18 protein-coding genes are annotated in these 15,992 nt (G+C 66.8%); 10 read left to right on the forward strand and 8 right to left on the reverse strand.

Going from position 1 to position 15,992, the window contains the following annotated elements; translation table 11 throughout:
* Positions 1-44: 44 nt before the first annotated feature.
* The 3 genes from AB0L97_RS16110 to AB0L97_RS16120 all read left to right on the forward strand — a co-directional run bounded on the left by AB0L97_RS16110 (position 45) and on the right by AB0L97_RS16120 (position 2,701).
* Positions 45-1,094, forward strand: a complete 1,050-nt coding sequence (locus tag AB0L97_RS16110; protein WP_364429876.1) for an aldo/keto reductase — start codon at positions 45-47, stop codon at positions 1,092-1,094.
* 25 nt (positions 1,095-1,119) lie between these two features.
* On the forward strand, positions 1,120-1,416 hold the full coding sequence (locus tag AB0L97_RS16115) for a putative quinol monooxygenase (protein ID WP_355075815.1): 297 nt from the start codon (positions 1,120-1,122) through the stop codon (positions 1,414-1,416).
* A 268-nt stretch (positions 1,417-1,684) separates the two neighbouring features.
* Positions 1,685-2,701, forward strand: a complete 1,017-nt coding sequence (locus AB0L97_RS16120; protein ID WP_364429880.1) for an LLM class flavin-dependent oxidoreductase — start codon at positions 1,685-1,687, stop codon at positions 2,699-2,701.
* Between the two features lie 88 nt (positions 2,702-2,789).
* On the opposite strand, the gene AB0L97_RS16125 is transcribed toward AB0L97_RS16120, so the two are convergent.
* Positions 2,790-4,070: a GNAT family N-acetyltransferase gene (locus AB0L97_RS16125; RefSeq protein ID WP_364429883.1), complete on the reverse strand. Its 1,281-nt coding sequence runs from the start codon at positions 4,068-4,070 to the stop codon at positions 2,790-2,792.
* Between the two features lie 294 nt (positions 4,071-4,364).
* On the opposite strand from AB0L97_RS16125, the gene AB0L97_RS16130 reads away from it, so the two are divergent.
* Positions 4,365-4,994, forward strand: coding sequence for a glyoxalase (locus tag AB0L97_RS16130; RefSeq protein ID WP_356967072.1), 630 nt, complete (start codon positions 4,365-4,367; stop codon positions 4,992-4,994).
* A gap of 102 nt (positions 4,995-5,096) precedes the next feature.
* On the opposite strand, the gene AB0L97_RS16135 is transcribed toward AB0L97_RS16130, so the two are convergent.
* The 4 genes from AB0L97_RS16135 to AB0L97_RS16150 all read right to left on the reverse strand — a co-directional run bounded on the left by AB0L97_RS16135 (position 5,097) and on the right by AB0L97_RS16150 (position 10,238).
* On the reverse strand, positions 5,097-6,242 hold the full coding sequence (locus tag AB0L97_RS16135; RefSeq protein ID WP_355075809.1) for an alpha/beta fold hydrolase: 1,146 nt from the start codon (positions 6,240-6,242) through the stop codon (positions 5,097-5,099).
* A gap of 369 nt (positions 6,243-6,611) precedes the next feature.
* Positions 6,612-7,982: an AarF/ABC1/UbiB kinase family protein gene (locus AB0L97_RS16140; RefSeq protein WP_364429888.1), complete on the reverse strand. Its 1,371-nt coding sequence runs from the start codon at positions 7,980-7,982 to the stop codon at positions 6,612-6,614.
* Positions 7,983-8,078: 96 nt separating this feature from the next.
* A complete protein-coding gene (locus AB0L97_RS16145) occupies positions 8,079-9,320 on the reverse strand; it encodes a helix-turn-helix domain-containing protein (protein WP_364429891.1) in 1,242 nt (413 codons plus the stop codon).
* A 285-nt stretch (positions 9,321-9,605) separates the two neighbouring features.
* The gene (locus AB0L97_RS16150) at positions 9,606-10,238 is read right to left on the reverse strand and encodes a helix-turn-helix domain-containing protein (protein WP_355075804.1); all 633 of its coding nucleotides are present in this window, start codon (positions 10,236-10,238) and stop codon (positions 9,606-9,608) included.
* A gap of 148 nt (positions 10,239-10,386) precedes the next feature.
* Here AB0L97_RS16150 and AB0L97_RS16155 point away from each other — a divergent pair, with 148 nt between their 5' ends.
* Genes AB0L97_RS16155 through AB0L97_RS16165 form a run of 3 tightly spaced genes read left to right on the forward strand, consistent with a single transcriptional unit; the run spans position 10,387 to position 11,737 of the window.
* The gene (locus AB0L97_RS16155; RefSeq protein ID WP_355075803.1) at positions 10,387-10,542 is read left to right on the forward strand and encodes a CopG family transcriptional regulator; all 156 of its coding nucleotides are present in this window, start codon (positions 10,387-10,389) and stop codon (positions 10,540-10,542) included.
* Positions 10,539-10,880 carry a VOC family protein gene (locus tag AB0L97_RS16160; protein ID WP_356967066.1) on the forward strand — a complete coding sequence of 114 codons (342 nt, stop codon included), beginning with the start codon at positions 10,539-10,541 and terminating at the stop codon, positions 10,878-10,880. The genes AB0L97_RS16155 and AB0L97_RS16160 overlap by 4 nt, the downstream gene beginning before the upstream one ends.
* Before the next feature lie 5 nt (positions 10,881-10,885).
* A complete protein-coding gene (locus AB0L97_RS16165; RefSeq protein WP_364429896.1) occupies positions 10,886-11,737 on the forward strand; it encodes a class I SAM-dependent methyltransferase in 852 nt (283 codons plus the stop codon).
* Between the two features lie 114 nt (positions 11,738-11,851).
* Here the strand turns inward: AB0L97_RS16165 and AB0L97_RS16170 are convergent, their stop codons facing one another.
* Complete coding sequence (locus tag AB0L97_RS16170; RefSeq protein ID WP_364430161.1) at positions 11,852-12,010, reverse strand: DUF6011 domain-containing protein; 159 nt, start codon at positions 12,008-12,010, stop codon at positions 11,852-11,854.
* A gap of 227 nt (positions 12,011-12,237) precedes the next feature.
* Here AB0L97_RS16170 and AB0L97_RS16175 point away from each other — a divergent pair, with 227 nt between their 5' ends.
* Complete coding sequence (locus tag AB0L97_RS16175; protein WP_355075798.1) at positions 12,238-12,654, forward strand: hypothetical protein; 417 nt, start codon at positions 12,238-12,240, stop codon at positions 12,652-12,654.
* A gap of 188 nt (positions 12,655-12,842) precedes the next feature.
* The gene (locus AB0L97_RS16180; protein WP_364429900.1) at positions 12,843-13,793 is read left to right on the forward strand and encodes a serine/threonine-protein kinase; all 951 of its coding nucleotides are present in this window, start codon (positions 12,843-12,845) and stop codon (positions 13,791-13,793) included.
* A gap of 9 nt (positions 13,794-13,802) precedes the next feature.
* Here AB0L97_RS16180 and AB0L97_RS16185 read toward each other — a convergent pair whose 3' ends face one another.
* Positions 13,803-13,994: a hypothetical protein gene (locus AB0L97_RS16185; RefSeq protein ID WP_364429903.1), complete on the reverse strand. Its 192-nt coding sequence runs from the start codon at positions 13,992-13,994 to the stop codon at positions 13,803-13,805.
* Positions 13,995-14,398: 404 nt separating this feature from the next.
* On the opposite strand from AB0L97_RS16185, the gene AB0L97_RS16190 reads away from it, so the two are divergent.
* Complete coding sequence (locus AB0L97_RS16190; RefSeq protein WP_364429906.1) at positions 14,399-14,821, forward strand: hypothetical protein; 423 nt, start codon at positions 14,399-14,401, stop codon at positions 14,819-14,821.
* Positions 14,822-14,946: 125 nt separating this feature from the next.
* Here the strand turns inward: AB0L97_RS16190 and AB0L97_RS16195 are convergent, their stop codons facing one another.
* Positions 14,947-15,870, reverse strand: coding sequence for an SDR family NAD(P)-dependent oxidoreductase (locus tag AB0L97_RS16195; RefSeq protein WP_364429909.1), 924 nt, complete (start codon positions 15,868-15,870; stop codon positions 14,947-14,949).
* Positions 15,871-15,992 lie beyond the last annotated feature (122 nt).

A 15,992-nucleotide genomic window follows, 5' to 3' on the forward strand; every position in this document is an offset into this window, starting at 1 on the left:
GGAGGCACCGAAAACGAACGCCGACAAGAAAAGAGCACTGCGCAATGACCACCCTGACCGCCGTCCCCCTCGGCACCACCGGTATGGACATCACCCGGCTCGGCTTCGGTTCGTGGGCCGTTTCAGGATCGGGCTGGACCTTCAGCTGGGGCGCCACGGACGACGCCGAATCGGTCGCCGCGATCCGCCACGCGCTCGACGCGGGCGTCAACTGGATCGATACCGCCGCCGTGTACGGCCTGGGCCATTCGGAGGAACTGGTCGGCAAGGCCATCTCCGGCCTGCCGCAGGCCGACCGCCCGTACATCTTCACCAAGGTCGGCCTGGTCTGGGACCCGGAGAACCCATCGGCCGCGCCTCGGCGGATCATGAAACCCGCGAGCGTGCGCCGCGAGGTCGAAGACTCCCTGCGGCGGCTGGGGGTCGACCACATCGACCTGTACCAGGTGCACTATCCCGACACCGGCGAATCGCTGGAGTACGCCGGCGGCGGCTTCGGGGCGGTGTCGCCCAACGCCACCCCCTTGGAGGAGTACTGGCAGGTCATGGCCGACCTGAAGGCCGAGGGCAAGGTTCGGGCGATCGGATTGTCGAACCACACGCCCGACCTGCTCGAGGCCGCCGAGCGGATCGCTCACGTCGACGTCATCCAGCCGCCGTTCTCGGCGATCAACCGGTCGTCCGCCGCCGAGATCGCTTGGGCACACGCCCACGAAACCGGCGTGATCGTCTACTCGCCGTTGCAGTCCGGCCTGCTGACCGGGGCCTTTTCCGCCGAGCGTGTGGCCGGCCTGCCCGCAGAGGACTGGCGGACCGCCCACCACGACTTCACCACCGGCCTGACCGCCAACCTCCAGTTGGCGGACGCGCTGCGCCCCATCGCCGCACGACACGGCGTGACCGTCGCCGAGGTGGCCATCGCCTGGGTGCTTGCCTGGCCCGGTATCACCGGAGCCATCGTCGGTGCGCGCAAGTCCGACCAGGTCGACGGCTGGATCGGCGCGGACTCGGTGGCGTTGACGCCGTCGGACCTGGCCGAGATCGCCGCGGCGATCACCGCCTCCGGCGCGGGCGCCGGTCCCACTCAGCCGTGAGAACCTCTACCGCACAGGAGATCACATGTCGCTCACCGTCATCGCCGAGTGCCTGGCCGCGCCTGGACAGGAGGATCGGCTTCGCACCGCGCTGGAAGCGATGATCGAGCCTTCGCTGGAGGAGCCAGGCTGCCTGGCCTACCGGCCCTACCTCGACCCGAACCACGTCGGCCGGATGGTGATCGTCGAGGAGTGGACCAGCGCTCAGTCTCTCGCCGACCACTTCACGACAGCGCACTTCCGACATGTGGAGCAGGTGCTCGAACTCGTGCTCGCCGAGCCGATGACCCTCCGCACACTCGTCGCCGCCCCTATCGGGTGAACTGTCGAGAGCCCGCGACGGAACCCCGACCGCGATTCCATACGCGAGTTCGGGGGTTCCTGACCGGGAGGAACTACCGCGGCCGCTGGCCTCTCCGAGAACCCGCATTCGTGGGAGGGGACGCTGCGGCCCGGTGCGACTGCAAGAGGCAGTGCAACGATATCCACAGCGTCAGCTCGGATACCGTCGCGGCATCGAGCACGACGGATGCTCAACGGCCGGCGGGAGCCGAGCAAGCGCGGGATGTCGCTGCGGAAAGGTGCTCTGAATGGTCGAAGACCGTCGTGAGGTTCGTATCTCGGTTCTGGACACGGCTCCTGTCACGCAGGGATCGAACGCGAGGATGGCGCTGCGCAATAGCGTTGAGCTGGCACAGCTCGTCGACGATCTCGGTTACTACCGGTACTGGGTGCCCGAGCACCACGGGATGGCGGGTGTGGCTTGCGCGGCACCGGCAGTCGTTGTCGAACGCGTGGCCTCGGTGACGCGGCGGATTCGGGTCGGCGCCGGCGGGGTGATGTTGCCGAATCACGCTCCGATCGTGGTCGCCGAACAGTTCGGCACCTTGGAGGCTTTTCACCCGGGGCGAATCGATCTCGGACTCGGACGAGCCCTCGGCGGACCTCGCGAGATCACCGACCTCGTGCGCAGCGAGCACGACCGCACCGCCGAATCGTTCGAAGATCAGGTTCGAGAACTGCTCGCGCTGTTCGAGGTGGATAGAGCCGGTGGCCGCGTGGCGGCTGTGCCTGCCGTGGGCAATAGGCCTGAAATCTGGATGCTCGGCAGCGGCGACCATACCGCCCGAATCGCTGGGAGCCTCGCGCTCCCGTTCGCCGCCGCCCACCATCTGAAACCCTCGAGCACGATTGATGCGGTCCGAAGCTACTTGCAAACGTTCCAGCCGTCATCGCTGTGCCCCGCTCCGCGCATCGTCATCAGTGTGGCGGTTATCGTCGCCGACAGCGACGAGCAAGCCCAGTGGCTGGCCGGATCGCTGAGAATGAAGGTCGCCCGGCGACGGCAGGGCCGACCGATACAACTGCCCAGCCCGCAAACCGCTGAAGCACACGGGTATATGGATAGTCGGAACACCGATGACAAGCTGACCGGTGTGTTCGTCGGGTGCGCCGCCACGGTGCTACCGCAGTTGCAAGCGCTGGTCGATGCCACCGGTGCCGACGAGTTGTTGATCAAGACCGACCTGTACGACCCGAGCGACCGCCGCAGATCTTATGAACTGTTGATGGAGTCGCACTCCCTTCGGCGGGCCTCGGAGAGGTGATCGGCGAAGGCGTCCACCACAGGCTGCGGACCACTCCTCGGTATCGAGTCCTGAATCTCCGCAAGCACGCCTCAAATGTGGCCGAATCTCATAGTCGGGTGTAGTCGGCCTGGTCCTGCTCGAACGCTGTCAGGATTTCCGGTGTCAGCGTCAGGCGAGTGTTGGCGACGGCGGCCAGATAGTCCTCGACGTCGGCGGGTTCGCTCGTTTCCTCGCGGACCGCGCGTTCGAACGCCGACTGCGCACCGGCACGCGCGGCGAACTCGATGTCCGCGGGAGTGAAGTGGACTGTCGCGCGGACCAGGCGTGCGAGATCGATGGTCTCGGCTGCCGGACCCAGGTAGCGCCGCCAGATCGCCTTGCGGGCAGGCTCGTCGGGCGGGCCGACCGGTATCACGTAGTCGAAGCGGCCCGGCCGCAGGAATGCCGAATCCAGAGTCCGGACCGAGTTGGTCGCGCAGATCAGCAACCGGCTGTAGTCCTCCCGGAAAACCGGGATCAGCTTCAGCAACTCGTTCGTCACCCCGTGCGCCGGGCTGGTCGCCGTCCCCTCGCGCGCACCGGCGATCTCCTCGACCTCATCGATGAACAACAGCAGTTCATCGAGGTCGCTCAAATCCGCGAACACCTCACGCAGCGAGGCCGCGAGACCACCGCTGGCCGTCGCGGCCAGCCGAGACGGGAACAACTCCACGAACGGCCAACCCAGCCGTGAAGCGACCGCTTTCGCGAAACTGGTCTTGCCGGTACCCGGCGGTCCGAACAAGATCACGCTCTTGGGTGGCCTGACCCGATAACGTTCCGCGACATCCGGGCGCGCCAACGGCAACACGATCCGCCGCTCGATGACCTCTTTCTCTCGGTCCATGCCCGCCATCGACTCCCACAACCCCGGTGGCAACAGCCGACCGCCCAACTCGCTCAGCAGACTGGACTGCGCGGGCGCCAACGGTTCGACCAGCTCGTAGAAGACCAAACCCGTCCTGCGCAGATAGCCGGAATTCTCGAACGCGACCGACCCGGTGGCGCCCTCGGGAACGAGCGTGCAGATCCGCCGCACCCCATCCGCCCGCAGCCGCCTCTCCAGTTCGGTCAGCAACGCACTGCCGATACCGCGCCGCCGCCACTGCGCACCGAGCGCCACCAGCAACACCCACGCCCGCTCACCTTGGACCTGCGCGACGGCCATACCCACCATCTCTTCGCCGACCTCGGCCACCACCGCCGGCTGCCCCGCCCGCGCGGACGCAAGCACCTCCGCCAACGCGAACACCGGCTCACCCGCGGTGTCCATACGGCTCTGCTCCCAGATCTGGATCGCCTGATCCAGATCAGCGTCACGAAACTCGCGAATCCGCCATACCGGCATACGCACCTCGAACCGCCATCGAAGGGTGGGCGAACCGACCGCTCCTTCAGTAAACACCCATGGCGTACGTGAGCAAGCCGATCCCCGCGCCCCGCCGCAGCTGGCGACCAGGCGCGCCTTGCGCCCCCGACGGCCGCCTCGGGTCCGACGAGGGATTCAGCGGCTGATCACCGCGGCCGCCAGGTAGCTGTGGCACATCCGCCGGACGGTCTCGGGCGGGATCTCGGGCCGCCGGAACCGACCGGTCAGGAATCGAGAAGCGGCGCTCGCCGCGCGCCGCCTAGCGTTGGTGCCATGAACCTCACCACTGATCAGGCCGCAATCGATTCCGTCGTGCTCGAGGTGCCCGATCCGGGCGCTGCCGAGGCTTTCTACGCCGCCGCGTTCGGACTCGGCGGCAAGTTGCGCTTCCGCGCCTCCGACGCTCCGACCAGCGGTTTCCGCGGCTATGTGCTGTCGCTGGTGGTGTCTCAGCCGAGCACCGTCGACAGCCTCGTCGGTACCGCTGTCGACGCAGGTGCGACGACGCTCAAGCCCGTCAAGAAGAGCTTCTGGGGCTACGGCGGTGTCGTCCAGGCGCCGGACGGCGCGCTCTGGAAGGTGGCGACGTCATCGAAGAAGGACACCGGCCCGGCCACCCGGGAAGTCGATGATTTCGTCGTGCTCCTCGGGGTCGACGACGTCAAGGCGACCAAGCAGTTCTACATCGACCACGGCCTGGCTGTGGCGAAGAGCTTCGGCAGCAAGTACGTGGAGTTCGCCACCCCGGCCGCGTCGGTCAAACTGGCGCTCTACGGGCGCCGTGCCGCTGCCAAGGACGCCGGCATCGCACCGGAAGGCACCGGGTCGCACCGGATCGCCATCCGCGGCAATATCGGCCCTTTCGTGGACCCGGACGGGTTCGCCTGGGAGGCGGCGGTCTGAGCCGGTCGGTCGGCCGGTGCTCGCCGGACATGCTCACTGACCGCATGGGTGTGCCCATCGAGCGAGGATCCAGGTCGCTCGATGGGCACTTCGCCGCGGTGATTACAGCGAGCCTCCCCCGCCCAGCAGCCACGGGTTGAACGTGCACTCCAGATTCGGATGACCCACCGGGTCCAATGCCCGCAACGCGATCGACAACGCTCGCGGCGAATACATCATCGTCAGATGATCCGACACATCCTGCTCACACCCGTCCTGCAACGTGATGTTCTGCACCGACACCCCCGGCGCCGCCTTCAGGAACGTCAGGTCATACGGATTGGTGATCTCGTCATACCGGGTACCGACCACGGTGTAGTCCACCCCCGCGATCGTGTCACCGTGCTCGTTCAGCTTGTTGACGAAGTCGGAACCGATCGTCTGCTGAATTCCCGCATGCCCCACGAAAATCTCGATGAAACCCAGCACGTCGATTCCGAAGTTGTTGATCGCCCGCCCCAGCGCGCCGATCCCGTCGAGACTCGTCCCATGATGCGTCGCACCGAAAGTGACCAAGTTCTTCACCTTCGCCGCGCCGCCTTCGAACTTCGTGTACCAGTTCGACATCGACCCACCCTGGGAATGCGCCACGAGATCCACCTCCGAGGCCCCCGTCGCCGCCAGCACGCGATCCACGAAGACTGCCAACTGCTTGGCCGAATCCTGGATGTAACCGGTGCCCATCACCCCCGGCAACACCGACCCCAGACCGCCACCCTCCAACAGATTCGACCGTCCATAGTTGAACGTGAACGTGCAGAACCCCGCATCCTTGATCGGCTGCCCCATGAACGCGAATCCGTTGTAGGCGTTCATCCACGTCCCGTGCACCAACACCACCGGACGCGGATGCTCCGCCGTCGGCTTGCAGTTCCAGTCGTTCGCTCCCGGCGGCGCGACATCCGGATGAGTCAATCCGTACCCGAACGCCGCCAACCACGACGTCATCGGCGGACCGAATCCCACGGTGTCACTGGCATAGCCACCCGACGACCCGGAACTACTGCCCGAACCCCCGTAGCAGTCACCGGATCCATTCCCGGAACCCGCACCACTCCCCGACGTACACGCCGACCCCGACCCCGCGCTCCCCGAATCCGCAACCGGCGCTGCCTTACGGCCCGCCGCGATGTAATCGGCCAACTGCTGCTCCGTCGGACCCGTCTCCGGGGCCGCGTGCACGGTCAGCACGCTCAACCCCATCGTCATGGTCGCGGTTACGGTGAATACGGCGGTGCGCAATATTCGCCGACTGACGCTTGATCTCATCGAATGCCTTTCCGTATTTCGGCATGGTTGTCCTTGCCGGCAGGCGCGCCTCGCAATGTCGAACGGCAGCAACGATAGGACGGAATTCGGCGAAAAATGCTGGTCAGCAACGGATTCTGGGCGGCTCACTGCGAAGTTGCGGCTACCTATATGAGCGGCCACAGAACGAGAGAAACCGAGATCGGCCACATGGCATGGGCCGCCGACGAGATACCGCGGTCACGCAGTCCCGTTTCCGGACCGAAATCCGAAGCGCAAGGCGTCGGAGTCGGTCACCGGATTCAGCGCATCAGTGGATTGCGGGGTCCGTCACAAGTCGGCCCGCCATTTTGCGATGGCCTGCCCGATCTCGGTGACGGGGGCCTCCTGATAGAGCCACTCACGCGCGAGCCGATGCCAATTGTTGGTGGCCCGCAACTGACCGAGCACGGCGAAGGTGAACAGATCCGCGCGTCGCGAGAACACATGCTCGGGCGGAAGCAACTGCTGCCGCATGCCTTTGAACTGGGCGGCACGAGGGTCGACAGCCAGAATCACCGCACCGGTCGCGACCTCGGGGGTGATCGTTATTCGCTCGTCGAGCAAATGCCATCCCGTCGCGGCCCATACGTATTCCAAGCATTCCTCCGCAGTGACCTCCACATCCGGGTCGATGATGCCGCGCCCGACCCAGGCCTCGTAGAGGTCTCGGGCGCGGTACTCCCCGGCCGCACGCAGACATGCGCGTTCGAAGTCGACATGCAGGGGGTCCATCCGGTCGTAGAGTCCGAAATCGACGAACGCGAGCCTGCCGTCGGCCGCCAACAGGATATTTCCCGGATGCGGATCACCGCAGAATTCGTTGTCGCAGAACAGCGAACTGATATAGAAGCGGTAGATCAACTCACCGAGCCGGTCACGCTCGGTGTCGGGCAGCGTCCGGATCTGCTGAAAAGTGCCGCCTTCGACGAACTCGGTTACGAGAACTCTGCGCGCGCAGTACTCTTCGATACTGTCGGGAACCGTGATGAAAGGATGCCCCCGATAACGCATCGCGACCCGATGCTGGGTCCTGGCTTCCCGCGGATAGTCGAGTTCGTTACCGATATTGCGCGAGATCTCGTCCAGCACGGCATTGTCGGCGGCGCTGGGCAACATGGACTTCCACAGCTTGCTGAGCATCTCGAGATTGCGCATGTCCGCGTGGACGGCTCGATCGATGCCGGGATATTGCACCTTGACCGCGACGGTGCGCCCGTCGTGCAGTCGTGCCCGATAGACCTGGCCGATCGATGCCGCGGCGATCGGTGTCTCGTCGAAGTCGGCGAATACGCGCGCAGGCGGCCCGAGATCGTCCTCGATGACTTTCAGCATCTCCGCGAACGGCACGGCCGGCGCCTGATCGCGGAGTTCGGCCAGCTTGGTCCGAAAGAGCTCGCGATGCGATTCCGGAACGAGGTCGACATCGAGGACCGACAGCATCTGGCCCAGCTTCATCGCCGCGCCTTTCATGCTGCCGAGCACCGTGACAACCTGCTGCGCGGTCGCGAGTGTGGAACGTTCGGCGAGTACGCGCCGGGCCTCTTCGGTCCGGCCGATCATCGACAACCGGGCTCCGACCCCACGCACGGCTTGGCCTGCGGCCAGTCTGCCCAACCGACCGCTCCTGACCAGACGTCCTCCGGGCACTCGATCGGCCACGACACGCACCTCCATGAGCATCCGCGCGTGCGTCGCGCGTCCGGATATTCTTCGCACCTCCATCGCGGATTGTCGAGGGGCGAGGCGGCATGCGGACTACCGCGAGTCGGCCATTCGCCTGGCATCGGCGGGGAGCCGCCGGGTGCCGTCGTCGGTCCAGACGATCAGCGCTGAACGCAGGTACCACAGTCCCCTGGCGTCGGCGGGATCGAGTCCGGTGAGCTGCGCGATTCGGCGCAGCCGGTAATCGACGGTGTTCGGATGCACATGGAGTTGCCGCGCTGTGCGCTGGCGGTTGAGGTCGTTGTCGATGTGGATCCGCAGCGTCTCCAACAGGTCCGGATGTTCCATCAGCGGCGCGACCCGGGTGCCGAGTACATCGCGGCCGATGCCGGGCCGGGTGAGCTGATATTGCAGCGCCAGTTCGGTGAATCTGTACAATCCGGGTTCGCGTCCGAGTTGCTCTACGGTGTCGAGCAACTCATGGGCTTGGGCAGCGGCGACGGAGACCTGTCGGGGACCGGCGGTCACGACGGTGGCGGTGACCGGCACGCGCGCCGCCGCGGACAGCTTGTCGACCACGCTGTCGAGATCGAGGGCGTTGAGCTGGGTGGTGGGAATGAGGATCGTTCCTCCGTCGACCGACAGCAGCGACAGCGCCCGGCCGTCGAACAGGTCGGCGAGGCCGGACTGCAGGCGGCGCAGCTTACGCCGGGCGACGACTCGGCTGTCGAGCTGGGGAAGGCTTTCGTCGGGATGCGCGGGCACCGCGACCGCGAGCACGAAATACTCGTCGGCGACCGGTATTCCGCATTCGCGAGCCATCATCGAGGACGCGTGCCCGCCGAGCAGCGCCGAAGTCAAGGTGTGCGTCGCGGCGTGGTCCTCGGCCGCCACGGCTTTGCACTCTCGCACATACGCTTTACTGACCGTCGCGGTGATCAGGTTCAAGAGCTCGAGCGTGACGGCGGCGCCCGCGATGAGGTCGGCGCGGCCGTCTTCGTCGGCGAACAGCATGCCCAATCCGAATTTGAACCCGGCGTGGATCGCATGGAGGATGCCGTCGATCGGGATCCCCTTCCTGGCCCATCCCGCCGCCGCTGTCTGCAGAATGTCGGTTCGTCCGGTCGATTCCTGCCCGTTCAATCGCTGGACGGACCACTCCAAGCACATCCGAACCACGGCAGCGGCTTCCGCCTCGGCCGTGCCGCCGGGCAACGCGGCGGAATCGATGAGGTGCGCGACGACCTTCGCGGCGGCCCGGTGGGTTTTCGGTGTATGCGGCGTGACGCGCCGCGCCTTGTTGGATTCGACGTGGGCGATGCTCTCGATCGTCACTGGTGACCTCCTTGTCGCCGTGGAACCGAGGGAGCGTCGGGTTCGCGCTCGATCGGCGACCGTGACTACCTCGCGGTGTCCGCGGCACTATCTGCCGTTCGGTCCGTGGAAAAACGGTAAACCGCAGGCCGACTCAGCTGCTACTCCGCTTCCGGCGACTGGGGAAGTAACGGAAAAATAAGCTCTGACCAGCAAAGATCATGAAGGAAAGCCCGATTTGGGAAGCTCATGCGCACCACATACATGGTCAGGTGCTCACTTTTTTGCGCAGAGCGCCACAGCTGCTCAAACGGCGGCGCGCGCCGCCGCCTCGGCTTCGGCCCAGGCGCCGATCATCCGCGCTGTCATGTCGATCGCCTCCGCCCGCGCGGGGTCGTCGACCTCCAGGGCGGACGCGCGCAAAACAGCCGCGAAACCGGTATTGATCACGACGAAGGTCATCACGTCGTACTCGTGATCGTCGCCCGGACCGAGCACTTGGATCAGCATCACTTTCACCAGCAGGCGCAGCCGCGGTTCGAACTCGGGAATGCCACTGCTGTAGAACTGCACGCCTGCGACGAGCGCGCGCACCAACTTCGCATTGGCCACCAGCTCTTCGGTGATCACGCCCAGGATGTCGGCGGCGACCTGATGCATCGTTTTTCCCGACAAGTCGAAGACGCGCTGGGTGAAACGCCGCTCCACCGTTTCGAGCAACCGCTCGAGCAGTTCTTCGACCAGGACACCGCGATCGGCGAAGTACCGGTAGACCGTGCCGATGCTCACGCCCGCTTCCGCCGCGATCTTGTTCGTGGAGGTATTGGCGATACCGCGCTCACCGAACAGCCGCGCCGCTGTGTCCAGGATGTGCTCCCTGGTCGCTTTGGCCCGCGCCTGCGCGGGGCGACGACGTTGACCGACAGCCTTCGGCGGCATGACTTCCTCCCGCCCGTCCACGGAAAATGAGCGTCGCTCATCTTAACCACAGCGACCGGCGTCGTGCTCGAACTCGGGTTCGATGACCCGATCGACGGGCGATGCTGGAACCCTGTCCCTTAGCATGCTAGTTTGCTAGCATTGCCTCGTGGCCGAGGAAGTGAAGCAGTTCAACGTCTACCTGCCGATCGAGCTGATCAAGCAGGTCAAGTATCGGGCGATCGAGTCGGAGATGTCGTTGTCGGCGCTGGTCACCGCCGCGCTGCGCGCCTACCTCGACGACGAAGGAGAGGATCGACAATGACCACCGATGGCATCGAGGCCGTGTTCCTGGAGACCCACAACTGGGGCCGGATGGCGAAATTCCTGCAAGGGCTGGGCTTCACGGTCGACTTCGAGACCGATCACAACTCCGGCCAGTTCCGCAACGGCGAGGGAGCTTACGTCTTCGTGGCCGAGGTGCCGCCGACACAGCAGACGAGCACCCGGTTGGTGCTGAAGGTGGCGAGCCCAGAGGTACGTCCGGGTGACGGTGTCGAGATCCGCACCGACTTCGAGCCGACCCATTACGGGACGAGGGAGATGACCGTCCACGACCCGGACGGGCGGGTATGGAGCCTGCAGGCCCCGGGAGAGGAGTGAGCCGAATGACACCCGAGACGATCGCGCCGGACAGCACCGCGGTCCGGGTAGCGCTGTGGCGAGCCGTGCACGCGCTGCACGACCAGGCACCGCACGTGTTCGACGACCGCGTCGGCCTACGCCTGGCCGCGCCCGAGGACGGCTGGCGGGACCGCCCGGACATGGATCCGCGGTCCACCGCGCCGATGCGCGCGGGCATCGTGTCGCGGGCTCGTTTCGTAGAGGATCTGCTGGCCGAGCAGGCCGAGCGCGGCGTGGATCAGTACGTGGTACTCGGCGCGGGACTGGACACCTTCGCCCAGCGCAGACCGGAGCTGGCCGCACGGTTCACCGTCTTCGAGGTCGATCAACCCGGACCGCAGGCATGGAAACGGCAGCGCCTCAGCGAACTCGGCTTCGACATCCCGCCGTGGTTGCGGCTGGTTCCGGTCGATTTCGAAGTGGACGCGTGGTGGCAGCGGCTCCTCGAGGCCGGTTTCGACCCCGCCCGTCCGGCGCTCGTCGCCTCCACCGGTGTATCGATGTACCTGACCCGCGAGGCGAATATCGCTACTCTGCGGCAACTTTCGGCGCTCTCGCCGGGCTCCGCTCTGGTCACGACCTTCCTGCTGCCGCTCGAACTCGTCGACGCCGATGAACAGGTCATGCGCGGATTCGCCGAGGAGGGCGCCCGCCGATCCGGCACGCCGTTCATCAGTTTCTTCCGTCCCGAGGAAATGGTGCGGCTGGCCGAAGACGCGGGATTCGCCGCCACCCGTCACGTCCCCGCCGCGGAGCTGACCGGCCGCTACTTCGCCGACCGGACCGACGGGCTGCGACCGGCCGAATCGGAACAGATTCTGATCGCGACGACCTGAACGCATCGGCCCGCCGGGCCGTCTCGCTCCCCATGCCACAGCTCGGCTATGGACTCGATGCGGGACGGCCCGGTCAGCATCTCCGGGTCGGCCGGACAACGCACCGAACCCCGGCTACGCCGCGACATCGAAAAGAGTGAGCTCTCGGGTAGATTGGGCGCGCAGCTCCGCGCGCTCACGTATCGCACAGGTCGGGCCGATTCCTTGTGCGACCGATTGTGGCGACAGCAGCCAACCGTGACAGCGACGGCAATGCGCGACCAGTCGCACCACGGGGCGGTCATCAATGTCGGCCAATTCGTTCTCCTCTGGCCAGGTGACTACACCGCCAGTGTGGCATGAGGCACCGACATCTCCCGTTCATTGCCGGTGTTTCCATCCGTGATCGGTCACTGGGGCGCCTTCGTCTGTGCGGTGATCACGCGCGATCCCCAGGCGTAGCCATCGGTTTACCGCAGCCGCATGAGATCTCGCACCCGCGCTGAGGAAAGATGGTGCCCATGACCGCTTCTCGACTGATTCGTTCGTTGGTGGGTACCGTGCCCGCGGTGCTCGCCGTCGTCAGCTTCACCGCGGCCGGAGGGGCGGCGACCGCCCAGGCCGCGCCCGGTATTCCTTCGGTTCCCGGCGTCGTGCAACGCCTGCAGATCGCTCCCGGCCAGAACAGCGCCGAGATCAGCGGCAACGTCGGGCAGGGCAAGGCCGACAGCTACTCCATCGCCACCGCGCCGGGGCAGCGCCTGAGCTTCGACGTCGCGGGCAATGCCCGCGTCTCGGTGGCCCCGCTGATCGGGCCGCAGGTCGCCAACGAGGCACCGCACGCCGATCTCGTCGCCGACGGCAACGACTACCAGATCCTCGTCACCTCCGCCGACGGCTCGGCGGCCGGTTACACCCTCAAGATCACCCTCGTCTGACCCACCGCCGTGCTGCCCGTCGGCCTGATGTGTCGTGGCGCGACCTTCGGGCCGGCGGGAGCAGTCTCGCGTCCCGCAGGCCGCGCGTCGGCGGGCATCATCGCGCTTACCGGGCGGGCGCAGTGCCGTTGGGCACACCGAAGGCAAACACCGGCGTGCGGCTGGGGTCGTCGCACTATGGTGAGGCGGTGCTGCTAGAACCAGGTGACCAGTTCGCGGGCTTCGTCGTGCGGGCCCCGCTGGGACACGGTGGCAGCAGCCACGTGTACCTGGCCGAGGATCCGGAGTGGTCACGCCCGGTGTCCTTGAAGATCTTGGGGCCCGAGGACAGTCGGTCACCCGAGGCGCGCGCCCGATTCGTGCACGAGTTCGACATCTTGTCGGCGTTGCGACACCCCGACATCGTGCGGATGTACACGCACGGGGAAACCGACGGCAGGCTGTGGTCGGCACACGAGTACGTGGCGGGCGCGACGGGTTCGACATTGGTGCGTTCACCGCATCGGTACCCGGACCTGCGGCGGGTGCTCCACGTACTGACGCAAGTCGCGGCGGGATTGGATTTCGCGCACGCCAACGGAGTGGTCCATCTCGACGTGAAACCGGCGAACGTGCTGGTCGGAACGGACGAGTCGACGGTGAAGATCTCGGATTTCGATTCGGCGCGGTGGCTGGATCGGCCGGAACCGCCTTTGGCCACCAACGGGTTCGTCGTCGTATCGGTGCCGTATGCCGCGCCGGAACTGCTGCGGGCGGAGACGGTGTCACCGGCCACCGACCAGTACGCGTTGGCCTGTTCCGCCGTCGAGCTGCTCACCGGCCACACGCCGTTCTCTCGCGTGAACCTCATGGCCACCGCCGAAGCGCAGCTGCAGGAGCCTCCCCCGGCGCTCTCCGCGCAGCACCGCTGGATCCCGCCCGAGGTCGACGCGATCCTGCACCGGGCACTCGCGAAAGCCCCCGGTGACCGCTACGACTCCTGCGCCGAACCCGTCCGCCTGCTCACCGAGGCGCTTCGCGACGTCGACCCCCGCCCCATCGCCCCCATTCTGAACCGCCTCAAAGTGACGGTCACCCGCTCGCCACTGATGAATGCCGCATTCGGACGATTCGGCGGCAAAGTGTTCGGCAACCGCTGATCCCCCTGATCACACCCGTCGCGGGAGCACGCTGACCGGGGACTCCGGGCCGTGCCGCGGCAGCTCGAGCGCGTGCAACGGCAGCGTCCGGTCACTGTCGACGCGCGTGGAGATGTGTTCCAGGACGACCCCTTCTCGCAAGGCCCACGGGCTCACTTCCAGGCAGTCGATGTCCAGTGCCGCCATGGTCGCGTCCGCCACCATCGCTCCGGCCAGGATCTGACTCGCGCGTGCCGGTGAGACCCCGCGCAGGGCCGCCCGACAGCACCCGCTCGACGGCGTCGGCGACCCGCTGCGCCCCGTCCGCGGTGATCACCCCGGCCGCGTCGATGTCTTCGCCGAGCAGCACCGGCTCCTTCAACGCGCGCAGTGGCAACGGAGGCGCCCCGCGAGAGGCGTCCACCACCAGAAACTGCGCGGAATTCGAACCGATGTCCAGCACACCCAGTCGCACACCTGTCGCCTACCCCGCGCGGCGGCTTTCATACTCGACTCCGGCGCGGTTTCGGCGGCCGGTTGCGCCTACGCCTTCGGGTCCGCCCCGGTGTAGCGCTGATTTGCTGGTTTCCTTGCGATGAGCCGATGCTGCGGCCACCCTGAAAGGTATGCGGACCCGCGATATCGAGGTCGGGTGCACCTATATGGTGTTGGTCCCGCAGCGCTTGCCACGCAGTCGCTACCCCGACTGCGACCAGCCGGGTTCGCTCACGTGGGCGTGGTCGTGGCTGCGCGGCGGCCGGTTCCGGCTCACCGTCACCGGCATCGACCACACCAGCGAGCCGACCACCGTCGAAGGGCTGCGGATCACCGCGAACTCCCGCATCGCGGTGGTCCTGACCAGCGAGCAAGCCGGCGCGCTCGGACTGCCGATGGGTGTGTTCCGGGTGCGCGGGACCTTGTTCGACGGCGAGGATCGGCCCGTGCGCCTGCCCGAAGTCGAACCGCTGCGAGTCCCCGCCCGCTGGCTGCGGCCCGTCGAGCAACCCTGCCTGACGCACCGCGATATCGATTGCTTCCCCTACCTGTGAGGTGACTCGCGGAGAGACGCTCGGTGACCCGGAGCGGTTCGACCTACCCGGCTCCGAAGACCTGCGTCGAGTTCTCTCCGATCACCCGGCCGGTTCTGCCGATCAGGAGGGGCAGTTGCGCCGGCTCAGGCCGCGTAAGGCGCGATGAGCCGCTCGACAGCGTCCCAGAGTTCGGCTTCGCGCGGCGGATCGTACGACTCCTCCGACGAGCGGGCGACCCGGTCGCGGTCGACGTAGGAGCCGGTCGGCGCGGCGGTGGCGCCGAGGACGACGTCCGCGAGATGGCGCCCGGCGGCAGCGCGGCTGGTCGCGAACGGCGTGCGGGTCAATACCGGCAGGACGCGGCGCATCGCGAACCGGGAGACCCGACCCGCGTTGCGAGCGAGGTCGGTGCCGGGGACGAAGCCCGGGTTGAAGCCGATGGCATCGATGCCGTCCGGCAGGCGGCGGGCGTACTCGTGCAGGAGGTGGATGGCGGCGAGTTTGCTCGTCGAGTACGCGGTGCGCCCGGCGGCGGTGGTGCCCGGCTCGGAGAACGCGCCGGGGCGGGCGAGGACGTCCGCGGACCGCCAGACCGGGCCTGGCACCATGCCCAAGTTGTGCCGGAAGTCGCCGAAGTGAGTGTCGCTCACGGTGATCACGATGCGCGACGGAGTGCGGAAGCGATCCTCGAGCAGGCGGATGAACAGGTGGTTGGCGAGCACATTGACGGTGAAGGTGGACTCGAATCCGTCCGGCCCTTCGGTGAGCGCGTTCGTGTACTGGATTCCCGCATTGCCCACGAAACCGTGCAGCGGCGGCAGCTCGCCCAGGTCGAGCCTGCTGCGGATCTCGTCCGCGGCCGATCGCACGCTGTCCAGCGAATCGAGGTCCGCCGGGACGTGCGAGACCCGGTGTCCGCCCGCGCCGAGTTCGGCCGCGAGTCGCGCACCGGTGGACCCGCGTGCGGCGACGACGAGATGCGCCTGCGGCGCCGCGTGCACGATGCGCTCCGCGGCGACGCGGCCGATCCCGCGACTCGCCCCGGTCATCACGATGGTCGAGGGCATAGCGGCTCCTTCACTTGATGACAGCCCGTCGGTCGCCTCGATGGTCGCCGCCGCGGCCCTCGGCAGCCAGTGCCGCGCCCGTCACCAGGACTGACAGTACCCAGGCTGATGCGGCGCGCGGC

This window comes from Nocardia sp. NPDC051911 (assembly GCF_040681035.1).
GTDB lineage: Bacteria > Actinomycetota > Actinomycetes > Mycobacteriales > Mycobacteriaceae > Nocardia > Nocardia sichangensis.

What these genes read in the sequence shown, in the direction of transcription:
- AB0L97_RS16110 (WP_364429876.1), top strand. Translation starts at nt 45, where the DNA reads ATGACCACCCTGACCGCCGTCCCCCTCGGCACCACCGGTATGGACATC.
- AB0L97_RS16190 (WP_364429906.1), top strand. Translation starts at nt 14,399, where the DNA reads ATGCGGACCCGCGATATCGAGGTCGGGTGCACCTATATGGTGTTGGTC.
- AB0L97_RS16125 (WP_364429883.1), bottom strand. Translation starts at nt 4,070, where the DNA reads ATGCCGGTATGGCGGATTCGCGAGTTTCGTGACGCTGATCTGGATCAG.
- AB0L97_RS16195 (WP_364429909.1), bottom strand. Translation starts at nt 15,870, where the DNA reads ATGCCCTCGACCATCGTGATGACCGGGGCGAGTCGCGGGATCGGCCGC.
- AB0L97_RS16120 (WP_364429880.1), top strand. Translation starts at nt 1,685, where the DNA reads ATGGTCGAAGACCGTCGTGAGGTTCGTATCTCGGTTCTGGACACGGCT.
- AB0L97_RS16175 (WP_355075798.1), top strand. Translation starts at nt 12,238, where the DNA reads ATGACCGCTTCTCGACTGATTCGTTCGTTGGTGGGTACCGTGCCCGCG.
- AB0L97_RS16130 (WP_356967072.1), top strand. Translation starts at nt 4,365, where the DNA reads ATGAACCTCACCACTGATCAGGCCGCAATCGATTCCGTCGTGCTCGAG.
- AB0L97_RS16150 (WP_355075804.1), bottom strand. Translation starts at nt 10,238, where the DNA reads ATGCCGCCGAAGGCTGTCGGTCAACGTCGTCGCCCCGCGCAGGCGCGG.
- AB0L97_RS16165 (WP_364429896.1), top strand. Translation starts at nt 10,886, where the DNA reads ATGACACCCGAGACGATCGCGCCGGACAGCACCGCGGTCCGGGTAGCG.
- AB0L97_RS16115 (WP_355075815.1), top strand. Translation starts at nt 1,120, where the DNA reads ATGTCGCTCACCGTCATCGCCGAGTGCCTGGCCGCGCCTGGACAGGAG.
- AB0L97_RS16160 (WP_356967066.1), top strand. Translation starts at nt 10,539, where the DNA reads ATGACCACCGATGGCATCGAGGCCGTGTTCCTGGAGACCCACAACTGG.
- AB0L97_RS16135 (WP_355075809.1), bottom strand. Translation starts at nt 6,242, where the DNA reads ATGACGATGGGGTTGAGCGTGCTGACCGTGCACGCGGCCCCGGAGACG.